The sequence below is a fragment of the Aureicoccus marinus genome, from assembly GCF_002954325.1.
GTDB lineage: Bacteria > Bacteroidota > Bacteroidia > Flavobacteriales > Flavobacteriaceae > Aureicoccus > Aureicoccus marinus.
In genome coordinates this window covers 1,320,481-1,337,288 of sequence record NZ_MQVX01000001.1, presented here as the reverse complement: position 1 = coordinate 1,337,288, position 16,808 = coordinate 1,320,481, and the positions used below count along the sequence as shown (strand labels likewise).

13 protein-coding genes and 2 pseudogenes are annotated in these 16,808 nt (G+C 45.4%); 6 read left to right on the top strand and 9 right to left on the bottom strand.

Annotation, left to right across the window (positions count from 1 at the left end):
• The first annotated feature begins 3 nt into the window (after positions 1–3).
• The 5 genes from BST99_RS06180 to BST99_RS06160 all read left to right on the top strand — a co-directional run bounded on the left by BST99_RS06180 (position 4) and on the right by BST99_RS06160 (position 5,440).
• Positions 4–1,569, top strand: coding sequence for an N-acyl-D-amino-acid deacylase family protein (locus tag BST99_RS06180; protein ID WP_105001028.1), 1,566 nt, complete (start codon positions 4–6; stop codon positions 1,567–1,569).
• 89 nt (positions 1,570–1,658) lie between these two features.
• Entirely contained in the window at positions 1,659–2,840 is a 1,182-nt protein-coding gene (locus tag BST99_RS06175) for a helix-turn-helix domain-containing protein (RefSeq protein WP_105001027.1), read from the top strand.
• 73 nt (positions 2,841–2,913) lie between these two features.
• Positions 2,914–3,345 carry a serine hydrolase gene (locus BST99_RS14790; RefSeq protein WP_146106226.1) on the top strand — a complete coding sequence of 144 codons (432 nt, stop codon included), beginning with the start codon at positions 2,914–2,916 and terminating at the stop codon, positions 3,343–3,345.
• Positions 3,248–5,029, top strand: coding sequence for a serine hydrolase domain-containing protein (locus BST99_RS06165; protein WP_262494666.1), 1,782 nt, complete (start codon positions 3,248–3,250; stop codon positions 5,027–5,029). Before BST99_RS14790 ends, BST99_RS06165 begins: the two co-directional genes overlap by 98 nt.
• A gap of 123 nt (positions 5,030–5,152) precedes the next feature.
• Positions 5,153–5,440 carry a hypothetical protein gene (locus BST99_RS06160; RefSeq protein ID WP_105001024.1) on the top strand — a complete coding sequence of 96 codons (288 nt, stop codon included), beginning with the start codon at positions 5,153–5,155 and terminating at the stop codon, positions 5,438–5,440.
• A gap of 172 nt (positions 5,441–5,612) precedes the next feature.
• Here BST99_RS06160 and BST99_RS06155 read toward each other — a convergent pair whose 3' ends face one another.
• From BST99_RS06155 to BST99_RS06120, 8 genes and pseudogenes are all read right to left on the bottom strand, one after another.
• Positions 5,613–6,134 carry a GNAT family N-acetyltransferase gene (locus tag BST99_RS06155; RefSeq protein WP_105001023.1) on the bottom strand — a complete coding sequence of 174 codons (522 nt, stop codon included), beginning with the start codon at positions 6,132–6,134 and terminating at the stop codon, positions 5,613–5,615.
• A gap of 2 nt (positions 6,135–6,136) precedes the next feature.
• Positions 6,137–6,527: pseudogene (locus BST99_RS06150) on the bottom strand (VOC family protein).
• Positions 6,524–7,918 carry an amidohydrolase family protein gene (locus BST99_RS06145; protein WP_105001022.1) on the bottom strand — a complete coding sequence of 465 codons (1,395 nt, stop codon included), beginning with the start codon at positions 7,916–7,918 and terminating at the stop codon, positions 6,524–6,526. The pseudogene BST99_RS06150 and the gene BST99_RS06145 overlap by 4 nt, the downstream one beginning before the upstream one ends.
• 5 nt (positions 7,919–7,923) lie before the next feature.
• Positions 7,924–8,541: a hypothetical protein gene (locus tag BST99_RS06140; protein WP_105001021.1), complete on the bottom strand. Its 618-nt coding sequence runs from the start codon at positions 8,539–8,541 to the stop codon at positions 7,924–7,926.
• A gap of 98 nt (positions 8,542–8,639) precedes the next feature.
• Positions 8,640–9,050: an MFS transporter gene (locus BST99_RS06135; RefSeq protein ID WP_105001020.1), complete on the bottom strand. Its 411-nt coding sequence runs from the start codon at positions 9,048–9,050 to the stop codon at positions 8,640–8,642.
• Positions 9,051–9,112: 62 nt separating this feature from the next.
• Entirely contained in the window at positions 9,113–10,684 is a 1,572-nt protein-coding gene (locus tag BST99_RS06130; RefSeq protein ID WP_219843819.1) for a sodium:solute symporter, read from the bottom strand.
• Positions 10,685–11,118: 434 nt separating this feature from the next.
• A complete protein-coding gene (locus BST99_RS06125; protein WP_105001019.1) occupies positions 11,119–13,836 on the bottom strand; it encodes a carboxypeptidase-like regulatory domain-containing protein in 2,718 nt (905 codons plus the stop codon).
• Between the two features lie 31 nt (positions 13,837–13,867).
• Positions 13,868–14,683 (bottom strand): GLPGLI family protein, encoded by an 816-nt coding sequence (locus BST99_RS06120; protein WP_105001018.1) that lies wholly within the window; start codon positions 14,681–14,683, stop codon positions 13,868–13,870.
• 421 nt (positions 14,684–15,104) lie between these two features.
• Here BST99_RS06120 and BST99_RS06115 point away from each other — a divergent pair.
• Positions 15,105–16,647 (top strand): annotated as a pseudogene (locus BST99_RS06115) (SulP family inorganic anion transporter).
• A gap of 11 nt (positions 16,648–16,658) precedes the next feature.
• Here BST99_RS06115 and BST99_RS14330 read toward each other — a convergent pair.
• The gene (locus tag BST99_RS14330) at positions 16,659–16,799 is read right to left on the bottom strand and encodes a hypothetical protein (RefSeq protein WP_181044170.1); all 141 of its coding nucleotides are present in this window, start codon (positions 16,797–16,799) and stop codon (positions 16,659–16,661) included.
• Between the last annotated feature and the right edge of the window lie 9 nt (positions 16,800–16,808).

Below are 16,808 nucleotides of genomic sequence, written 5' to 3'. Positions count from 1 at the left end.
TACATGAGAACCCTCCAAAAATTCCTGCTATTTACCAGTCTGCTTGTCTTTTTCGCCAGCTGTACCAAGCCAAAGGTGGAGGCCGATATTTGGATTCGGGGAGGCCTCGTTTTTGATGGTGTGTCCATGGAAGGTCAGCAGATGGATATAGCGATCAAGGAGGACAAGATTGTCTTTGTGGGCTGTGCTGATACCATTAGAATTGAAGCCAAAAAGACCATTGAAGCCCAAGGAAAAATTGTTTCGCCCGGGTTTATCGATCCGCATACCCATGCTGATCGCGATCTCAACAAAACAGAAACCGCTCACAACCATCCTTTTTTAATGCAAGGGGTAACTACGGTGGTGGTCGGTAACGATGGCAGTAGTTTTTATCCGATTTCTGAATACAAAGAATCTTACCGAAAACAGGGTGTTGGTACCAATGTGGCCATGCTTTTCGGGCATGGTACTATAAGGGAGCAGGTAATCGGGAAAAGTGATCGCGTTCCTTCGGCAGCCGAATTGGATAAGATGAAAGCTTTGGCCAAGGAAGAAATGCGGCAGGGTGCTTTCGGGATTTCTACCGGCCTGTACTACGCACCTGGTAGTTATTCGGAAACCGAAGAAGTCATTGAACTCTCCCGGGTGGTGGTAGAAAATGGCGGTATTTACGATACTCATTTACGGGACGAAAGCAGTTTCAATATCGGACTGGTCAAAGCCATTGAAGAAGCCATTGAAATCGGAGAGGTTTCCGGAATTCCGATTCACATATCGCACATCAAGTGTTTAGGATTGGATGTATGGGGCAAGAGTACGGAAGTCATCGACCTGATCGAAAAGGCCAGAGGCCGTGGGGTAGAAGTCACAGCAAATCAATACCCTTACGATGCTTCTTCCACTAGTCTAAAGGCGGCCGTTGTGCCGCGATGGGCCGAGAGTGGAGGCCTGGACTCTCTCTTTTACCGACTGGAAGCTCCCGCCACACGGGAAAGGGTACTGAATGAAACCGTGACCAATATGAAGCGCCGTGGAGGCCCTTCTAAACTGCTCATCGTAAAGCTGCCCGATACCACTTATGTTGGGAAGAACCTGGAAGAAATCTCCGCCATGCTCAGTATTCCCGCAGAAGAAGCAGTCTTCGAAATGCTCAAAATTGGTCATGCCAAGGTGGTATCTTTCAATATGATCGAAGAGGATGTGAACCGCTTTATGGGACTGGATTGGGTGGTGACAGGTTCCGACGGAAATTCCGGTCACCCGAGGAAGTACGGCTCCTTTCCGCGGAAGTACGCCCAATACGTTAAACGCAAAGAGCTAATTTCTTTGGCTGACTTTATCAACGGTAGTACCTCCCGAACTGCTAAGATTTTCCGTATGGAAAAGAGGGGCGTGATCCAGGAAGGATATTATGCAGATGTGATCGTTTTTGACCCTGAGGGCTTTAGAGAAGAAGCCACTTATACGGATGCCTTCAGGTACGCAACAGGCCTGGATTTTAGCATCATCAATGGCAAGATTGCGGTAAGTCAAGGCCGGCCAGTGGATGCTTACTATGGACGCGTGCTGGAGAAGGGGGATCAATAGAATGATCGGACCTATAAATTTTCTTTAAGATCATGGATAGGACTTGAAGGAATCCCTAACTTTAAGAACCGACCAATAAATGCATCTGAATGGAAATTCCTTTTGGGTATGGAGACTACAGCTCCAATCTCCTGATTTTCTTTTTTCACGGGCTTCTCTTTACCCTGCTTGTTTTACGCAACGGAATCCTCTATAAGAGCAGAGCCAGTTACCTCTTAGCCTTATTGCTCTTTCTCTGCACCCTGTACATCATGCCTTATATGCTGGGGTATGCGGGTTGGTATGGCTGCTGCTGGACCCGAGAAACCCTCTTTTTTGTGCCTTTTATGCAGGTACTCTTGATCGGCCCGGTGGTGTATTTCTACACCAAGAGCCTGCTGAATCGGGATTATAAAATCAGCAAGAAGGAATACTTCCACTTTATACCTGCAATACTCTATGGCATTTACAGCCTGATTGTCTTTGTGACCGACAAATTGATTCTGGATGAATACTATTTCTATGCTGATCAGCGAGACAAGGATTTGGCGGATTGGTACCAGGCAGCGGGACTGATTTCGATGGGCGTTTATTTGGTCTTGAGCCTGCGTTATTACGCTTCCTACAGAAAATTGATTTACGATCAACTGAGTTATGCCGATACCATCCTCTTTAAGTGGATTCGCAACTTTTTGATTGCTTTCCTCTTGCTGTTATTACTTCGACTGACTCTCTTTATTGTTAATTCGGGCTGGGGGGACTTTGGTAGCCAGTACTGGTACTACAAATACTTCTCCTGGGTCTTTCTGTATATCTCAGTATCGGGTTATGCCAATGCGATCAAGCAAGCCGCTTTGGGTGCCGAAAAATTAAATCCCATCAATGTCTTTGAAGAAGAGACCGTCACCGAAGAAGAGGAAGTGAAGCCCTCAATGGGAGAGACCGAAATCCTGCAATGGAAGTCTTCGCTTGAACATACCATGACGAAGAAAGAGTTGTTCAAAAATCCCCGCTTGACTTTACGGGATGTGGCCCAAGAGCTCGAAACCACGACCAAGAACATTTCGGCCATCGTGAATTCGGGATACGAGATGAATTTTAACGATTTTGTCAATCACTACCGCATCGAAGCCATCAAAAAGAAACTGGAAGACGGTGAACATCTGCGCACGACTCTGTTGGGAATTGCATACGATGCGGGCTTTAACAGCAAGGCCACCTTTAACCGGGCTTTCAAAAAATACACCACCCTTTCCCCCAAGGAATACCTGACCCAATTGCAAGAAAATTAGGTCTCAAATCAGGATTTGAAGCGCATAGCGCGTGAATTCACCGGACTTTTGGGTCATTCAAAAACAAGCAGTCATGAAATCATTACAATCACTTCTAATCATTTTCTTGGGCGCCATCACCTTTATTTCGGCCCAGGATAAAACCCTAAAAGAACGCATCGATGGTCTTTTAAAAGCTAATATTGAGGAGTCCGATGCCGGCCTTTTTATTGGAGTAGTACAAAACGGTGAAATCATTTATGAAGGCTACCGCGGCTTGGCGAATTTAGAGCACCAAGTTCCTGTCGGACCCTTAACACGTTCGAATATCGCATCCACTTCTAAGCAGTTTGTCGCTCTGATGCTCTTAGAGATGAGCATGAAAGCAGGTGAGTTTGGAGGAGGATGTTCGCAAGTTCTTACCGTCCATCTACCCCAAAGTCAAAGAAACGATCAAGCTCCGCCACTTACTCAATCACACCAGTGGCATCCGAGATATTTACGATCTCCTCAGTATTCAAAATAAACCCTGGTGGAAGCAAGTGGGCTTTGATGTGGAAGATGCGATGGAATTGGTCGAAAAACAGGAAGAGCTTGCCTTTACACCAGGTTTCAAATACACCTACAGCAACACGGGTTACCTGCTTCTAACCCAGGTGATCGAAAAGATCAGCGGACAGGACTTTCACGATTATTCCAAGGCTTTCTTCCAGAAAATGGGCATGAACAACACGGAGTTTCTGAAGAACTATATGCTGGTTATACCCAACAAGGCGGTTCCCTATGTGAAGTGGGGGCAGAACAGTCCGTGGAAGGAGTATCCGATGCTGACCAGCCTGTACGGAGATGGCTTTTTGTTCACCACCTTGCCGGACATGCTCACCTTTGAGGCGGTTATTCAAAAGGCCAAGCAGAACAACAACCAGTTGCTTCTTCAAAGCCAGCAGGCCATTCCCAACAGTGAGGTGCAAACCTATGGTTACGGCCTTAAGCTCTTTGACCGCTTGAACTACAGTGCCAGACACCACGATGGGAGCACAGGAGCCTATCATTCCGAAAGTCTGCGCTTTCCGGAGCAAAATCTGACTGTCTTTGTGATGGGGAATAACGGAAATCAGTGGAGTGGTTCCTTTACGGAGGCCGTGGCCAAAATGATTCTACCGAAAAAGGAGATGGAGCTGAACTACGATGCCCGTTTATCCACGATTGAAAACTCCGGGTCGGCTCCAGTGGTCGGGCAGTACCTTTCTCGAGGCAACTATACCATGCGCATTGAAGAAAAGGACGGCAAATACACCTGGCACAACGCCAATAACCGCCCCTTAGAATTGGTAAAGGAATCCGAAAGCGTCTTGGCCTTTACCGATGGCTCCGGAGAGAAACTGGGCTTCACCGCTGATCAGATGCTCTACTTTTACCCCAATGGCAAGGTGTCAGAATACAACCGCCTCCATATACCCAAGCCGACTGCAGCGGAGCTCGAAAGCTATACTGGGAAGTACTACAGCTCGGAGTTGGACTTTACTTTCCGCATTGAATACAAAGACGGAAAACTCCTTTACATCGAGGGGAAAGACGATACCGAAGAAATGGACATTGTCAATCGGGAAGAAATCCTGGCTCAGGACTACATCCTTAAAGTGCAAAGAGATGCCTTTGACCGGGTGGTTGGCCTCCGCTTGACTATTAGCCGTGTACAAAACAACCTCTTTGTGAAAAAGACCAAGCTGCAGTTCCAGCCCAAAGCACAACTTGCGGATGGTTCCATTCAGGTAACGACCATTGGAGGAGCCAAAAACGATCCTTCCCAGATTTTGCTGACCAAAAACAAACCCAACGGAAACGAAATTTGGAACAAGCGCTTTGGAGGAAAGAGCTACGACAAGGCCAGCTCTATCCTTAGCTTGAAAGACGGGTATTTGATCGTCGGATCAACCAGTTCTTTTGGGAATGGAAACTACGATATGTTCGTGATCAAAACGGATTTGAAGGGCAACAAGCTGTGGCAAGAAACCTACGGAGAGTTTGCTAACGAATACGGTTACAGTGCTGAGGAAACCGATCAAGGCTACATCATCAAAGGCACCAAACAGGATTTCGAAACCTACGCGACCAACAACCCCAAGTCGTATAAAGTCAATGTGTGGTATGTGACCATTGATAAGCACGGGAAAGAGCTTTCGAACACCCTGCTGGAGGAAATCGATTAAGGAAGATCAGTGGGGAAGCTTAATCCTTTCCCACTTTCTTTTCGAAAAATTCAAAACCTGACATTTATCATTTCAGGCACGTGAAGCCCCGCCTACTTTTGGGTCATAATTAAAGCAGTAATTATGGCAACCCTAACAAACATCAAAAACGATTTTATACAAAATGTAAGCGGATATTCTGCACTTGGAATTATTCTATCGACTTGTCTTGGTAGTATCGCTGTTCTATTGGCCTTGAGTAATTTTAATGGTTTATTTTCAATGGCCGTGGTCATGACCACGGTTCTGATCTGTAGTTTTCACAACGCGGCTATACTGACCGTTCAAAAACCGATAGTAATCCTTCGTTTACTGATCGCGAGTACCCTGATCAATTTAGGCATCATTGTGACCTATATGATCTTAGGCTAGGGAAGGGGTGTCCCTGGTATTTGTGATTATTTCATCGAAATGGTTATTTCTCTTCGGAACCTTGAGCTGTTCTTTTGAGAGATAACCATTTTGTTTTTGCCGACTTATCCACGTTTGCCTTGGTATCGGACCCTTTTGGAGCCGTCTTTCACTTAGTGCCTCTGGATCGGTACTAAAGGGTGTTGTGCATGGCGATAAAATCAAAGCGTTCCTTACCAATACGGAACTCGTGTTCTCCTATCTTTTCAAATCCATTTTTGAGATAGAACTGCTTGGCTCTTTCATTTTCGTCCAGTACAGAGAGCCAGATGTCTTGGTAACCCAGGGCTTTCGCCTTCTCCAGCAATTGACTCTGAAGTTCCAGACCAATCTTTAAGGAGAGGAAATCCTGAAGCACATAGATTTTTTGCAATTGGCAGATCTTAGTTGATTCGATAAAGTCGGAAGGGGATTCCAATTTTAGTTTGGCGTATCCGACAGGAAGACGGTCAACAAATGAAATCCAAAACACATTGTTGGCTTTGCTTAAGCTCGATTCAATTTTGGGAACAGAGAAGGTCGCGTCCAGGTAGGATTTCAAGTCCTGAGGATCCCTGAACAAATGCCCGAAGGTTTCACTGAAGGTCACGCGTCCCAATAGCGAAATAAAAGGGGCGTCTTCGGGTAAAGCGATACGGGTGCTGTGTTTATGCATGTTTATACAGTTATTTCAATTCGATTGCCTTCCGGATCCAGCACCACACTTTCGTAGTAGCCGTCCCCTGTTCTGCGGGGGATTCCCTGCTATGGTATACCCAGCAGATCGCATCTGCGCTGTAAGTTCGTCAACCTTGGATTCACTTCCTACCGAAATGGCAAAATGGATAAGACCGGTATACTCGGAGCCCTGTGGGTGTTTGTTTTCAGGAATATCCGGACGCTGCATGAGTTCTAATCGACAGCCTTTGCTGAAGGAAAGGAAGTAGGAGTGAAAGTTCTTTTTTGGATTGTGGTACATCTCACCCGCCTCGGCCTGAAAGTACTTCTCGTAGAAGCTTTTCATCTTTTCTAAGTCTTTGACCCAAATGGCGAGGTGTTCGATTTTCATTGTTCCTTAGAGTAATCGATTTTTAAACTGTCCAAGGAGGTGCGATCCAGATACTCGCCACGTCTTACTAGGCCATGTATTTTCTGGGTGTTCGTAATGTCATCCAAGGGATTGGCGTCGAGTAAAAGGATATTGGCAATTTTCCACTTTTCTAAAGTACCAAGTTGGTCTTCTCTTTCGGCATAAATGGCTGGGTTGAGCGTGGCAGTTTGTAGAGCTTCTAGTTCTGTGAACCCTGCTTCTACGAAGAGTTGCAGTTCTTCGTGTACGCCGTATCCTGGAAATACATGAGGGTTGCCAACATCCGTACCAGCGAGGAAGCGTGTACCGTTATCCAGCATGGGTTTAAGAGCGGATTTGGTCAATTTGTGCAGTTCCTGCTCGGCCATTAGGTGCTCCTCCTTTGTTTGGAGGTATTCAGGAGTGCCGAATTCTGTTACCTCGCCGAACCAGTAGTCTAATTCTTCTTTGGGTACATATTTAAGCCTCGGATCAACCTTAAGTGTTGAATCGTTTTTGTAGGCCATTTTTTCTAAGCAGATCAGAGTAGGACAAAACCAGGTTTCAGAATTTTTTGTTGCATCCAGTACTCGTTGAAATTTATTGGGGTCGTATCCTTTGAGAAATGCTGTGGCTAGTTCGCCATAGGTTAATGACTTACTCGATTCTGAATTAAACGTCTTTGTGATATCCGGATTCTCATGCGCCAGTTCAAGAGGCACCATATGTTCAATACTCTTTTGACCGGCTGCCATTGCTTCTATAGCACTTACATCACTCGGAATGTGTCCGGCGAAGTCGACCCCGAGTTTCTTACATTCATCGGAAATAGCCAGATAGGTCGCCCGGTCTAAGAAATTATAAACTTTGACAAAATCATATCCCTTTTGAAATTGTTCTTGTACTGCCTTCCGCCCTTCATCGGGGGTTGAAACGACTACAGTGCCAGGCCAATTTTCACCCGGCCCATCCGTGATTGGACCTGAATACAAAAATTCAAAGCCTCTAAAAAAGCCGTCCTTTCTTTCCTTTCTTACCTCAGAAACCATTTCCCCGCCATGCATATTTCTAAGGCCGGTAATTCCCATGCTGGTATTGAGGTTTTTTTGCCAATCCCAGCTGAATATGTGGTGGTGCATGTCCCATAAGCCCGGTATAGCGTACTTTCCACTCCCGTCTATGGTCTTGGATTTAAAAACAGTTAAGGGATCATGGGGCAGGATATCACTTATTTTATCCTCAAAGATGTAGATGTCCTGGTCTTCAAGAATGGCACCCGTTTTAACGTCAACCACGTTGACCTTCGTTATGATAAGGCCATTGACGGTAACCTCTTTTATACAAGAAAGGAAAAGGAGGGGGATAAAGAGTATGGAAACTCGGTTCCTCATTGCACTTACTCTAAAATCCGCAAACTATTGACCATCCGATCAATCATGCGTTTGTCCTCAAAATCATTGTAAAGAAGCATGGTCACCATAACAACCCCGCGATTGCCCGATCCGTAGGTAGCCACCGTGTAGACTTCTTTTTCGCCTTGATAGGTAAGAACCGCCCGAATGCCTTTGATGGTGTGCCCGCTGGCCAAGGTTTTTTCGTAGGGTTCTTCGACCTTTTCGTACCCATAACCAACGCTTTCTTTGGTGATTTCGTCCATCATAAAACCAGCCAGAGCACTCGGATTGATGCTCTTGTACTTCTGCACCAAAAACCCACTCCCGGTTGATTTCATGACCATGCACTGCTCAATACCCAAATCGAGCTTGGTATCCGATACGCTTAGTCCTCTGTCGTAATTGAAAGCGACCATCTCATCGGAATAAGTTAGAATACTGGGTTGCACCAGCTTCAGGGTCATTCTCTTTTTCTTTGAATCGGGGTTGCGGATGTATTCTTTGTCCAGGTCTAAGGGAATGGAATCTCCGTTAATGATGAGAATGTAGTTGCCACTTTCTTGTCCGAGAAGTAGGCTGCCAGAGAGTAATAAGGCGAAAAGAAGGAGTTGCTTTTTCATGGAGCAGGGTTTGGTTATGAGTTAAAGCTAGTGAATACTGAGATTACTCAAGAATTTCCAGACGGAGAGAGCAGGTAAAAAATCCAAGCTTTCTACTCTTAAAAGTTCACCGATTCAATATCCTGTTCCATCTTATCTTTGGAAGGTCCGATAAAAGCTAGGTAACCAATCAGCATCAAACCAACCAGAATGAAATCCTCCAAAAAAAGCAGGAAGAAAATAGGACCCTCGATTACGGCCCAGCGTAGGATGCAGGCAACCATATAGTGCTGTACCTTATGATCTGTAGTAGAATTACGATCAACTTTCTTCAACAAGTTTTTGTACAGGAAATCACTGGCGAAGACAGCACCTATAGGAATAAAGAGCATCATATAAGCGGGCCCTTCAACCTCTTTAAAATCCAGGAATCCCAGCTTATCAATTTCACCTAAAAAGAAATAAGCGAATAAGGCTTGGCCAATCAGGGCGAGGTGAATAATACGAAGGACTTTCAGCTTTTGTTCCATATCATTGGTTATCTGGGTAGAAAGATAACAACAAATCAAGAGCTCATTTTTCTAGGCGATAATTACCAGAACACATAAACCAAAACACCAATAGCGATCACCAAAAGGCCAATCCAATTCAGGTAGTTTTTGTGCCAAGGAAGTCCAGCATTATCCATTGAAATAAGCTCTTTCCGGTAGGTATAAAGTTCGATTTGTTTAGGATCAGGGGCGGCAGAAGCCAAACTGATACCGATAAAGATCAATGCACTGACCAGAGACATTATCCCTACGTTATAGGTAAAGTGCAAAGGCCAGTATCCGTATTGGCCAAGAACAAACAGCACTACACCCGCGAGGGTTCCCAGGATCAAGGTCCAAAATGCACCGTGTTTGTTTCCTCTTTTAAAGAAAACACCCACAAGGAAAATCACCGCGATGGGTGGTACGATAATAGAGAACATCTGCTGCAGGTAGGACCAGATCCCTCCGAAATTGGCAATCATCGGAGCCCAAAACGCGGCTATGGCCATAAGAATAAGGGTTGCTATTCGACCATATTTCACCGTTTGCTTATCGGTTATTTCACTGTTTTTGGTTTTGATGAAATCGACTACCAGCAGGGTAGAAGCCGAATTAAGAGTTGAATCTACGCTGCTCATGATCGCCGAAATTAATCCGGCCAAGACGAGCCCGACGAGCCCTACAGGTAATACCTTCATGACGGCTGTAGGGAATACCTGATCTGCATTCTCTAATCCAGGGAAAAGTCCGATCGCCATGGTCCCGGGAATCACCATAATGAAGAGGGGGATGATTTTTAGAAAGCTGGCTAAGATGACTCCCCAGCGGGCATTCTGGATGTTTTTGGCACCCAAGATGCGTTGTACGATGTATTGATTGGTCGTCCAATACCAAAAGCCCAAAATGGGCACTGCCATGATCATACCGGGCCAGGGAAGGGTATCATCATCTGCGGGCTTGACGATGGAGAGAAAGTCCTGAGGGGCAGTTTCAACCACCTTGCTCCAGGAATAGTCAAATTGACCGAACATCATAAAGCTCAAAACAGAACAACCAATAATCAAAACAATCGCTTGAATAGCATCGGTGTAGACCACGGCTTTTAATCCTCCAACAGCGGTGTAAAATCCAGCGACTAGTGCCAGAACCAAAGTAGTTTGCCAAATCACCAAATCCGGAAAAAAGGCTTTCAGCACGATGGCTCCAGCGTACAATCCACCGGCTGTATCCACAACAATACTGGTGAATATGGTCACCACCGAAAAGAATTGACGCGAGCGTCGATCGTAACGCAGTTCTAAGAATTCTGGAATGGTAGTAATTCTGGATTTTAGATAGAGAGGGATAAAAATTAAAGCGGCTATAATTAAGGGAATCCCTGTCATCCATTCGTAGACGGATTGAACGATACCTGTGCTATAGGCGGCACCCGAAAGACCTATAATGGTTGAGGTGGATATATTGGATGCGAATAAGGAGAGACCGATAAGCCCCCAACCAAAAGAACGCCCTCCCAAAAATAAATCTTCGCCTGTTTTGGTTTTTCGTGCAACAAGCAATCCTATAAGAAGAACAGTGACAAAATAGATTCCTATTACGACTAAGTCAATCGAACTAATCCCAGTTTCCATATATGTTTTTATTTGGATGAGTATAGTGAGGATGCCATTTGGCATAAACTCATTCTCGTAAAATAATCAAATCTTAAGAATCCCTTGAATCAAAGCTAAGGCGAGCAAGAAAATGGATGACCTCATTTTAATCCTTCTCGTGCTGTTTGACCTCACGCAAAAAACCAAATCCGAGTCGCTGGAGTAAATTGATGGAATTTGTATTGTCGGCCAACGTAATGCCCAGAAGTTGTACAAAGGAGCCTCTTTTTTAAGGCCTTCTAAAAATGCAGTACTCGCATCAAATGTCAGCCCTTTTCCTTGGTGTTCTGGTAAAAAAGCAAAACAAGCCCTTGTGCTCTCAAACACCTCAACGGTGTGGCCGATAAGATTGATAATTCGATTAAAGAGGGCAACAAATTCTTTGATGAAGTCAAAAACGATTCACCTGCCTCCTAAAGGGTGTAAATCAGGCGGAAAGTGACAAAACGAGGCTGAATAAAGGTCTCTCTTGTAAAAGCCGAAAGGTTATTCGCACTGTTTCGCACTTGCGAGTCTATATCCAACAGGTTGGTCGCTCGAATCTCGTATTCCCATTTCGCATCCCGATCCTTGCGGTACGCCAGACTGGCGTTCCAGGTCTGGAAGGAGCGAGACTCTCCACCATCAACGGCTTGGTTGGTAAAGGTGTAGTCTGTTCTCACCGTGAGGGACTTCCAGATGTAAGCATCAAAATCGAGGGAAGGAGCGTTGATTACAAAACGCGTATCATTCCCTCCCTGATTGTTATTGGTCACACTGTAGCGATAGCGAAGGCTTACATTGGGAGCCACCAGGAAGTTTGTCCGAATACCTGGGGTATAGGACTGGGTAAAGCCTTCATTCAAAGACTGTTGCCCTTGAATGAACTGGTTTATTTTACTATAGTTAAAGCTCGTGTTCAAGCTGGTCCGAACCTTTCCGAAGGTCTTCTGAATTCGGCCAAAGAAGCTTAGGCTTTCGTCGGCGAAGTTCGAGTTAAAGAAGGTACTTGTGCGGATAACGCTCTCGAAATTGGTCAAGCCACGGATCTGATCGATGTTGTTCGAATAAGCCGCCCGGGCAAAAACGTTGGTGTTGTTGAAAAGGTTAAAGCTGTTGTAAATCAAACTCACGTTGTTTGAGAGGGCGTTCATCAATTCTGCTTCTCCGAATTGTAGGCTGTTGAAGTTGTTAAACACCAACCCTTCAGCCAGACGGGTGACGTCCGTAAACTGATTACGCATGGTGTAGCGCAAGGTGAGCGACTCACTATTCTTCAGTTGTATACGCGTTTCAAAGTCAGGTAAAAAGCGCCAGAAGTTCATATCAATGGTCTCCCCAAATTGGGTGTTGCTATTGCCATAGTAGTGTAGTGAGAACCCTGGAGTAAAGGTAAACTTACCCGTTCTCCACCGCATGTGAGCCCCTAAATATACATCGCTAAAGCTGTACTCGGTATCGTTGCTCGCCCGACCATCATTGAAGGTTGGGGTCGGCTGAATTCGCGATCCATCTTCTAAGAATTGGAATATATTGGAATCGAATTCTTGGCGACTCAGGATGGTACCCAAGGTCAGGTTGATGTTGGTTTTGGCGTTCAGAATATGGTAGTAGTCCAGTTTGGCATCCAGTTGATTAGAAAAGATATTTCTGTTTTGACGCAAGTCGTAATTGTTTAAAGAAGTATCCAGTCCTAGCGCCTCAGCGGTATTGTCAAAGGCGTCTTCTCCGTTGGGATCATTGATCAGTAAGGCGTTGTAAAACGGATCTTCATCGCGCAATAGGTGCTGGGCTTCCAGGGCGAAAATGTTGTTTTCGTCCAAGGTAAAATAGTAATTCAGGTTTTGGTTGATGCTGTAGGGGTTCACCTCGTCCCGCTGATCGGTGTTTCCGATCACAGAGGAGAAGAGGCGCTGGTCCTGAGAATCCTTGGACATTCTGGCCAGCACATCATAGTCCATCTGGTTATTGATGTTCGGCTGAAATGAAGCACTTAATTTCACTAATGCCTGATTGGAGCTCTCGCGACTGGTTTGTTCAGTATCCTCGTCGGGAATGCCCAGTTCTGGGTCGGTATACTGAATTGAACTGGTTTCCCGAGAGAGTATACGACTCGAATTGAATATCATAAAACCGCTGAGGTCAAGTTTTTTCGAAGGAGAGTAACTGAAATTCATGGATCCCAATTTGTTCTCGATCTCCAAGGCATTGTTCTGATTAGTCAGGAAGTTTAGACTATTGTCACCCAGATTGAGCTGTGTACCACTGCTGCGGCTAGGGGATCGAAAACCTCCTCCAAAGTTTCGAATATCGCGGCGGGTTAAAGCGACTTCCCCGGTGTTGTTGATATCTCCGATAAAGTTGATGCTGTATTCCGGGCTGTAGAAAAAGAGTTTTGGCTGCAGTAGATAAAGGTCATCATCAGGAGATTTTCCACCACCGGCAGTGATGTCTCCAAACCAAAAGCTCTCCTTTCCTTCTTTGAGCTTGATGTTCAAAGCCACATTGTCCTGGTTGTTAGCTACACTCCTTAGCTGACCAACTTCAGCGTAGTTTCGGAGTACCTGAATCTTGTCGACGGCTTTGGAAGGGATGTTTTTGGTGGCCAGTTTGGTATCTCCGTCAAAAAAGTCCTTTCCGTTGACCATCAGTTTATTCACCACTTTACCTTCGACTTCGACCTGACCATCTTCGTTGATTTCGACGCCAGGCAGTTTTTCCAGTACGTCTTCTAATTTTCGTTCCGTCCCGTTCTTGTAGGAGTCGGCATTGTAGATGATGGTGTCACCTTGGATTTTTACAGGAATTTCGTAGACCAATTCCACTTCATCCAGCACATTATCGGGCTGCATAATATAATCCCTTACTAAATCCTCTTCTTTGGTCGAAATTGTATCGCTGATGGATTTTAGTCCAACGTAGCTGATTTGGACATTGTAGGTGGTGTTTTTGCGCAGATCGATCTTAAATACACCATCCTTGCTCGTGATGCCATAGCCTGCCAGCGCTTTGCTTTCGATCTCAACCGCAAAGACATTGACGAGTTCTAAGGGTTGATTGAGGCTGTCTTTTACTTTTCCCTCCAAGGTAATTTGAGAGAATACAGAAGTACTGAGCAGCATTAGTAGCACTGCTCCTAAAAATGATTTCATGGGTGGACCGTTTGGATTGTCAGCGAATGGATTAACGGCTGCGGCGACGTCCGCGGTTGTTTCTCATCTCTGTCATCTTTTTAACAACAGTCTCTTTGTAGCTAATTTTACCTATTTCCTTCCCTTTGTCCGGTGCTTGAATTTTCACCTTTTCCTTTGGGTTGATAACGATTTTGGAACACAACATGGTAGTTCCACCGAAGCTCACTTCCATGATCAGTCCGGGCAGTCCAGCAAATTCCGCTGGTCCGTGACCCACAGGGACTTGAGGAGTATACCAGGCTTCGATTTCGGTCATGGCTACTCCCGCCTCACCTTCAGGTTTCTCAGCGGAGCGCAGTTCACCCCAGGAGAATTCATACCAAGTCAGAGCTTTGGATGGAACAGAAGCCGTTGCCTTAAAGCACATGTATTGTCCAACTTGTTTGGACTCAGTACCCATCTTCCAGTCAATTTCTAGAATCTTATCTTTAACCAAGAATTTTTTACCGTAGAACTCTTGGGTTTGAACCAGTTCGTTGTCTGCAATGTTTTTGTAGGATTCACCCGGGGTGAAGTTCTTTCCCCAGCTGTCCGTAGCGCCTGAGATGGCATCGAGGACCTCTTCTTCCTTGAATATCGACTCCGTTTTGTTAAAACTTAGGGTGTAGGTTTTTTCAAGACGGTTTTTGAGGCGAGCCTCGATTTGTTTTTTCTGAGCCTCACTCATACGGGCTCCCCAGTTGCCCAATTCCATTTTGGTCTTGGTTTGGTACACCGCCTTCCCGTAGAATTCTTGGGTAGGGGTGTCTACTGGGTAAAGTAAGATTAAGGTAAGAATACTCAGTGTGGATAAAAATAATTTCATGTCAATATTTGCTCTTTAGTTGTTCAACAAACTTATTTAAAAGTTAAACAACAGAGAGCTATTTTGTAAGAACATTAACAAGTTTTCTGGCTGCTTTTCTACTCATTCTAAATAATGTTTTTCGCCTATATCATGCTCACAATGGCAATTCGTAAGTCCCTATTGCAGGGAAAAGAGAAAGTTTATGTGAAAGTGGGAAGTGTTAAACAAAATAAGGTAGAGGTGGATTTAAGGAGAATCTCACCGATGGTCCCGATCTTATTTTGAGGCCTGAGCTCCTTGCAACTCTCTCGTATTCTGGAAGATATGGAGTCAGATTCTCAAAGAATCTGGGGCTATTTTGCGAAATCGATAGAACTGCGCTCTAGACGCATTAGGGCTGGGGAATATGTTTACCTTCGCGGCTTCAAAAATCCAGGCTGTGAAACAATATCTACGTCTTTTTGATTTTAGTGCCAAGGTGGACTACCGAACGGAAGTTCTTTCTGGCTTAACCGTGGCCATTGCTTTGGTTCCCGAAGCGGTTGCTTTTGCTATGATCGCCGGACTTTCTCCCTTGATTGGTCTTTATGCGGCTTTTGTGATGGGATTGGTGACCTCCATCTTTGGAGGACGACCCGGGATGATCTCTGGGGCAACGGGTGCTGTAGCAGTTGTTATTGTTGCCTTGGCAAAGAGTCACGGAACGGAGTACATTTTTGCCACCGTTGTTTTGGCAGGACTTATACAGCTCATAGCGGGCTTCCTGCGTTTAGGAAACTGATGCGTTTGGTTCCTCTTCCTGTGGTCTATGGATTTGTGAATGGTTTGGCTATTGTGATTTTTATGGCACAGCTGGATCAATTCAAAGACACCGCTGGCAACTGGCTCGGGGGAGCGCCGCTCTGGATTATGCTGGGCTTGGTCCTTTTTACTATGTTTATTATTTGGGGGCTTCCCAAGCTGACCAAAGCCTTTCCGGCTTCCTTGGCGGCGATTCTGTTGGTCTTTGGGATCGTACTCGTCTTTGGGATTGATACCCGAACAGTGGGAGATATCGCGTCTATTGATGGAGGTTTTCCTCCCTTCCATATTCCTGACGTTCCATTTACGCTAGAAACCTTGCAGGTGATTTTTCCTTACGCAGCCATCGTTGCCGCCGTTGGATTGATTGAGAGTTTGTTGACCTTGGAGTTGATTGACGAGATTACCGAAAGCCGCGGACGCACCAATAAAGAGGCTGTTGCGCAAGGGATGGCGAATGTTCTTTCTGGTTTCTTTTCTGGGATGGGAGGCTGCGCATGATTGGGCAGTCTTTGATCAATATTTCAAACGGGGCTCGGGCCCGACTATCAGGAATCGTTGCCTCTGTGGCCCTTTTACTCTTTATCATGTTTGGGGCTCCGCTGATTGAGCAAATGCCCATGGCGGCTCTCACGGGACTGATGATCATGGTTTCTATCGGAACCTTTGAATGGGTTAGTATCCGTATTTTCAATAAATACCCGCCTTCCGATATTTTGGTGATGGTTGCGGTAACGCTGATTACCATCTTCCTCCACAATTTGGCACTCGCCGTATTGATTGGGGTCATCATCTCGGCCTTGGTCTTTGCTTGGGATAACGCCAAACGCATTCGGGCAAGAAAGCGGGTGGATGAAAAAGGTGTAAAGCACTACGAAATCTACGGACCACTATTCTTTGGCTCCATCAAAACCTTTAATGAGAAGTTTGATGTGCAAGGCGATCCGGAAGAAGTGATTATCGATTTCAAAGAAGGACGTATCGTGGATATGTCAGCCATTGAAGCGGTCAATCGCCTAACTGAGCGCTACCAGAAGGTGGGGAAGAAAGTCTACATCTCGAACCTCTCGAGTAGTAGCCACAAGCTCTTGATTAAAGCTGACAAAATGGTGAAGGTTAATATTGTGGACTTAAACAAGCAGGAAAGCTTTTCTGAGAAGAACCTGGAGCCCAGCCCATAAGACCTAAAAAATCACTTCTTGCCATCTTCCGCATCGACTACGGGTATGGGCTTACTCCGGACTCCACCCAAGGCTTTGTTTTTGGGATTGGCCAGTATTTCTAGGGCATAAAAAAGGCCACCTGTCGCCAGGCAGCCTTTTTCATATAGCATAAAAAGAGG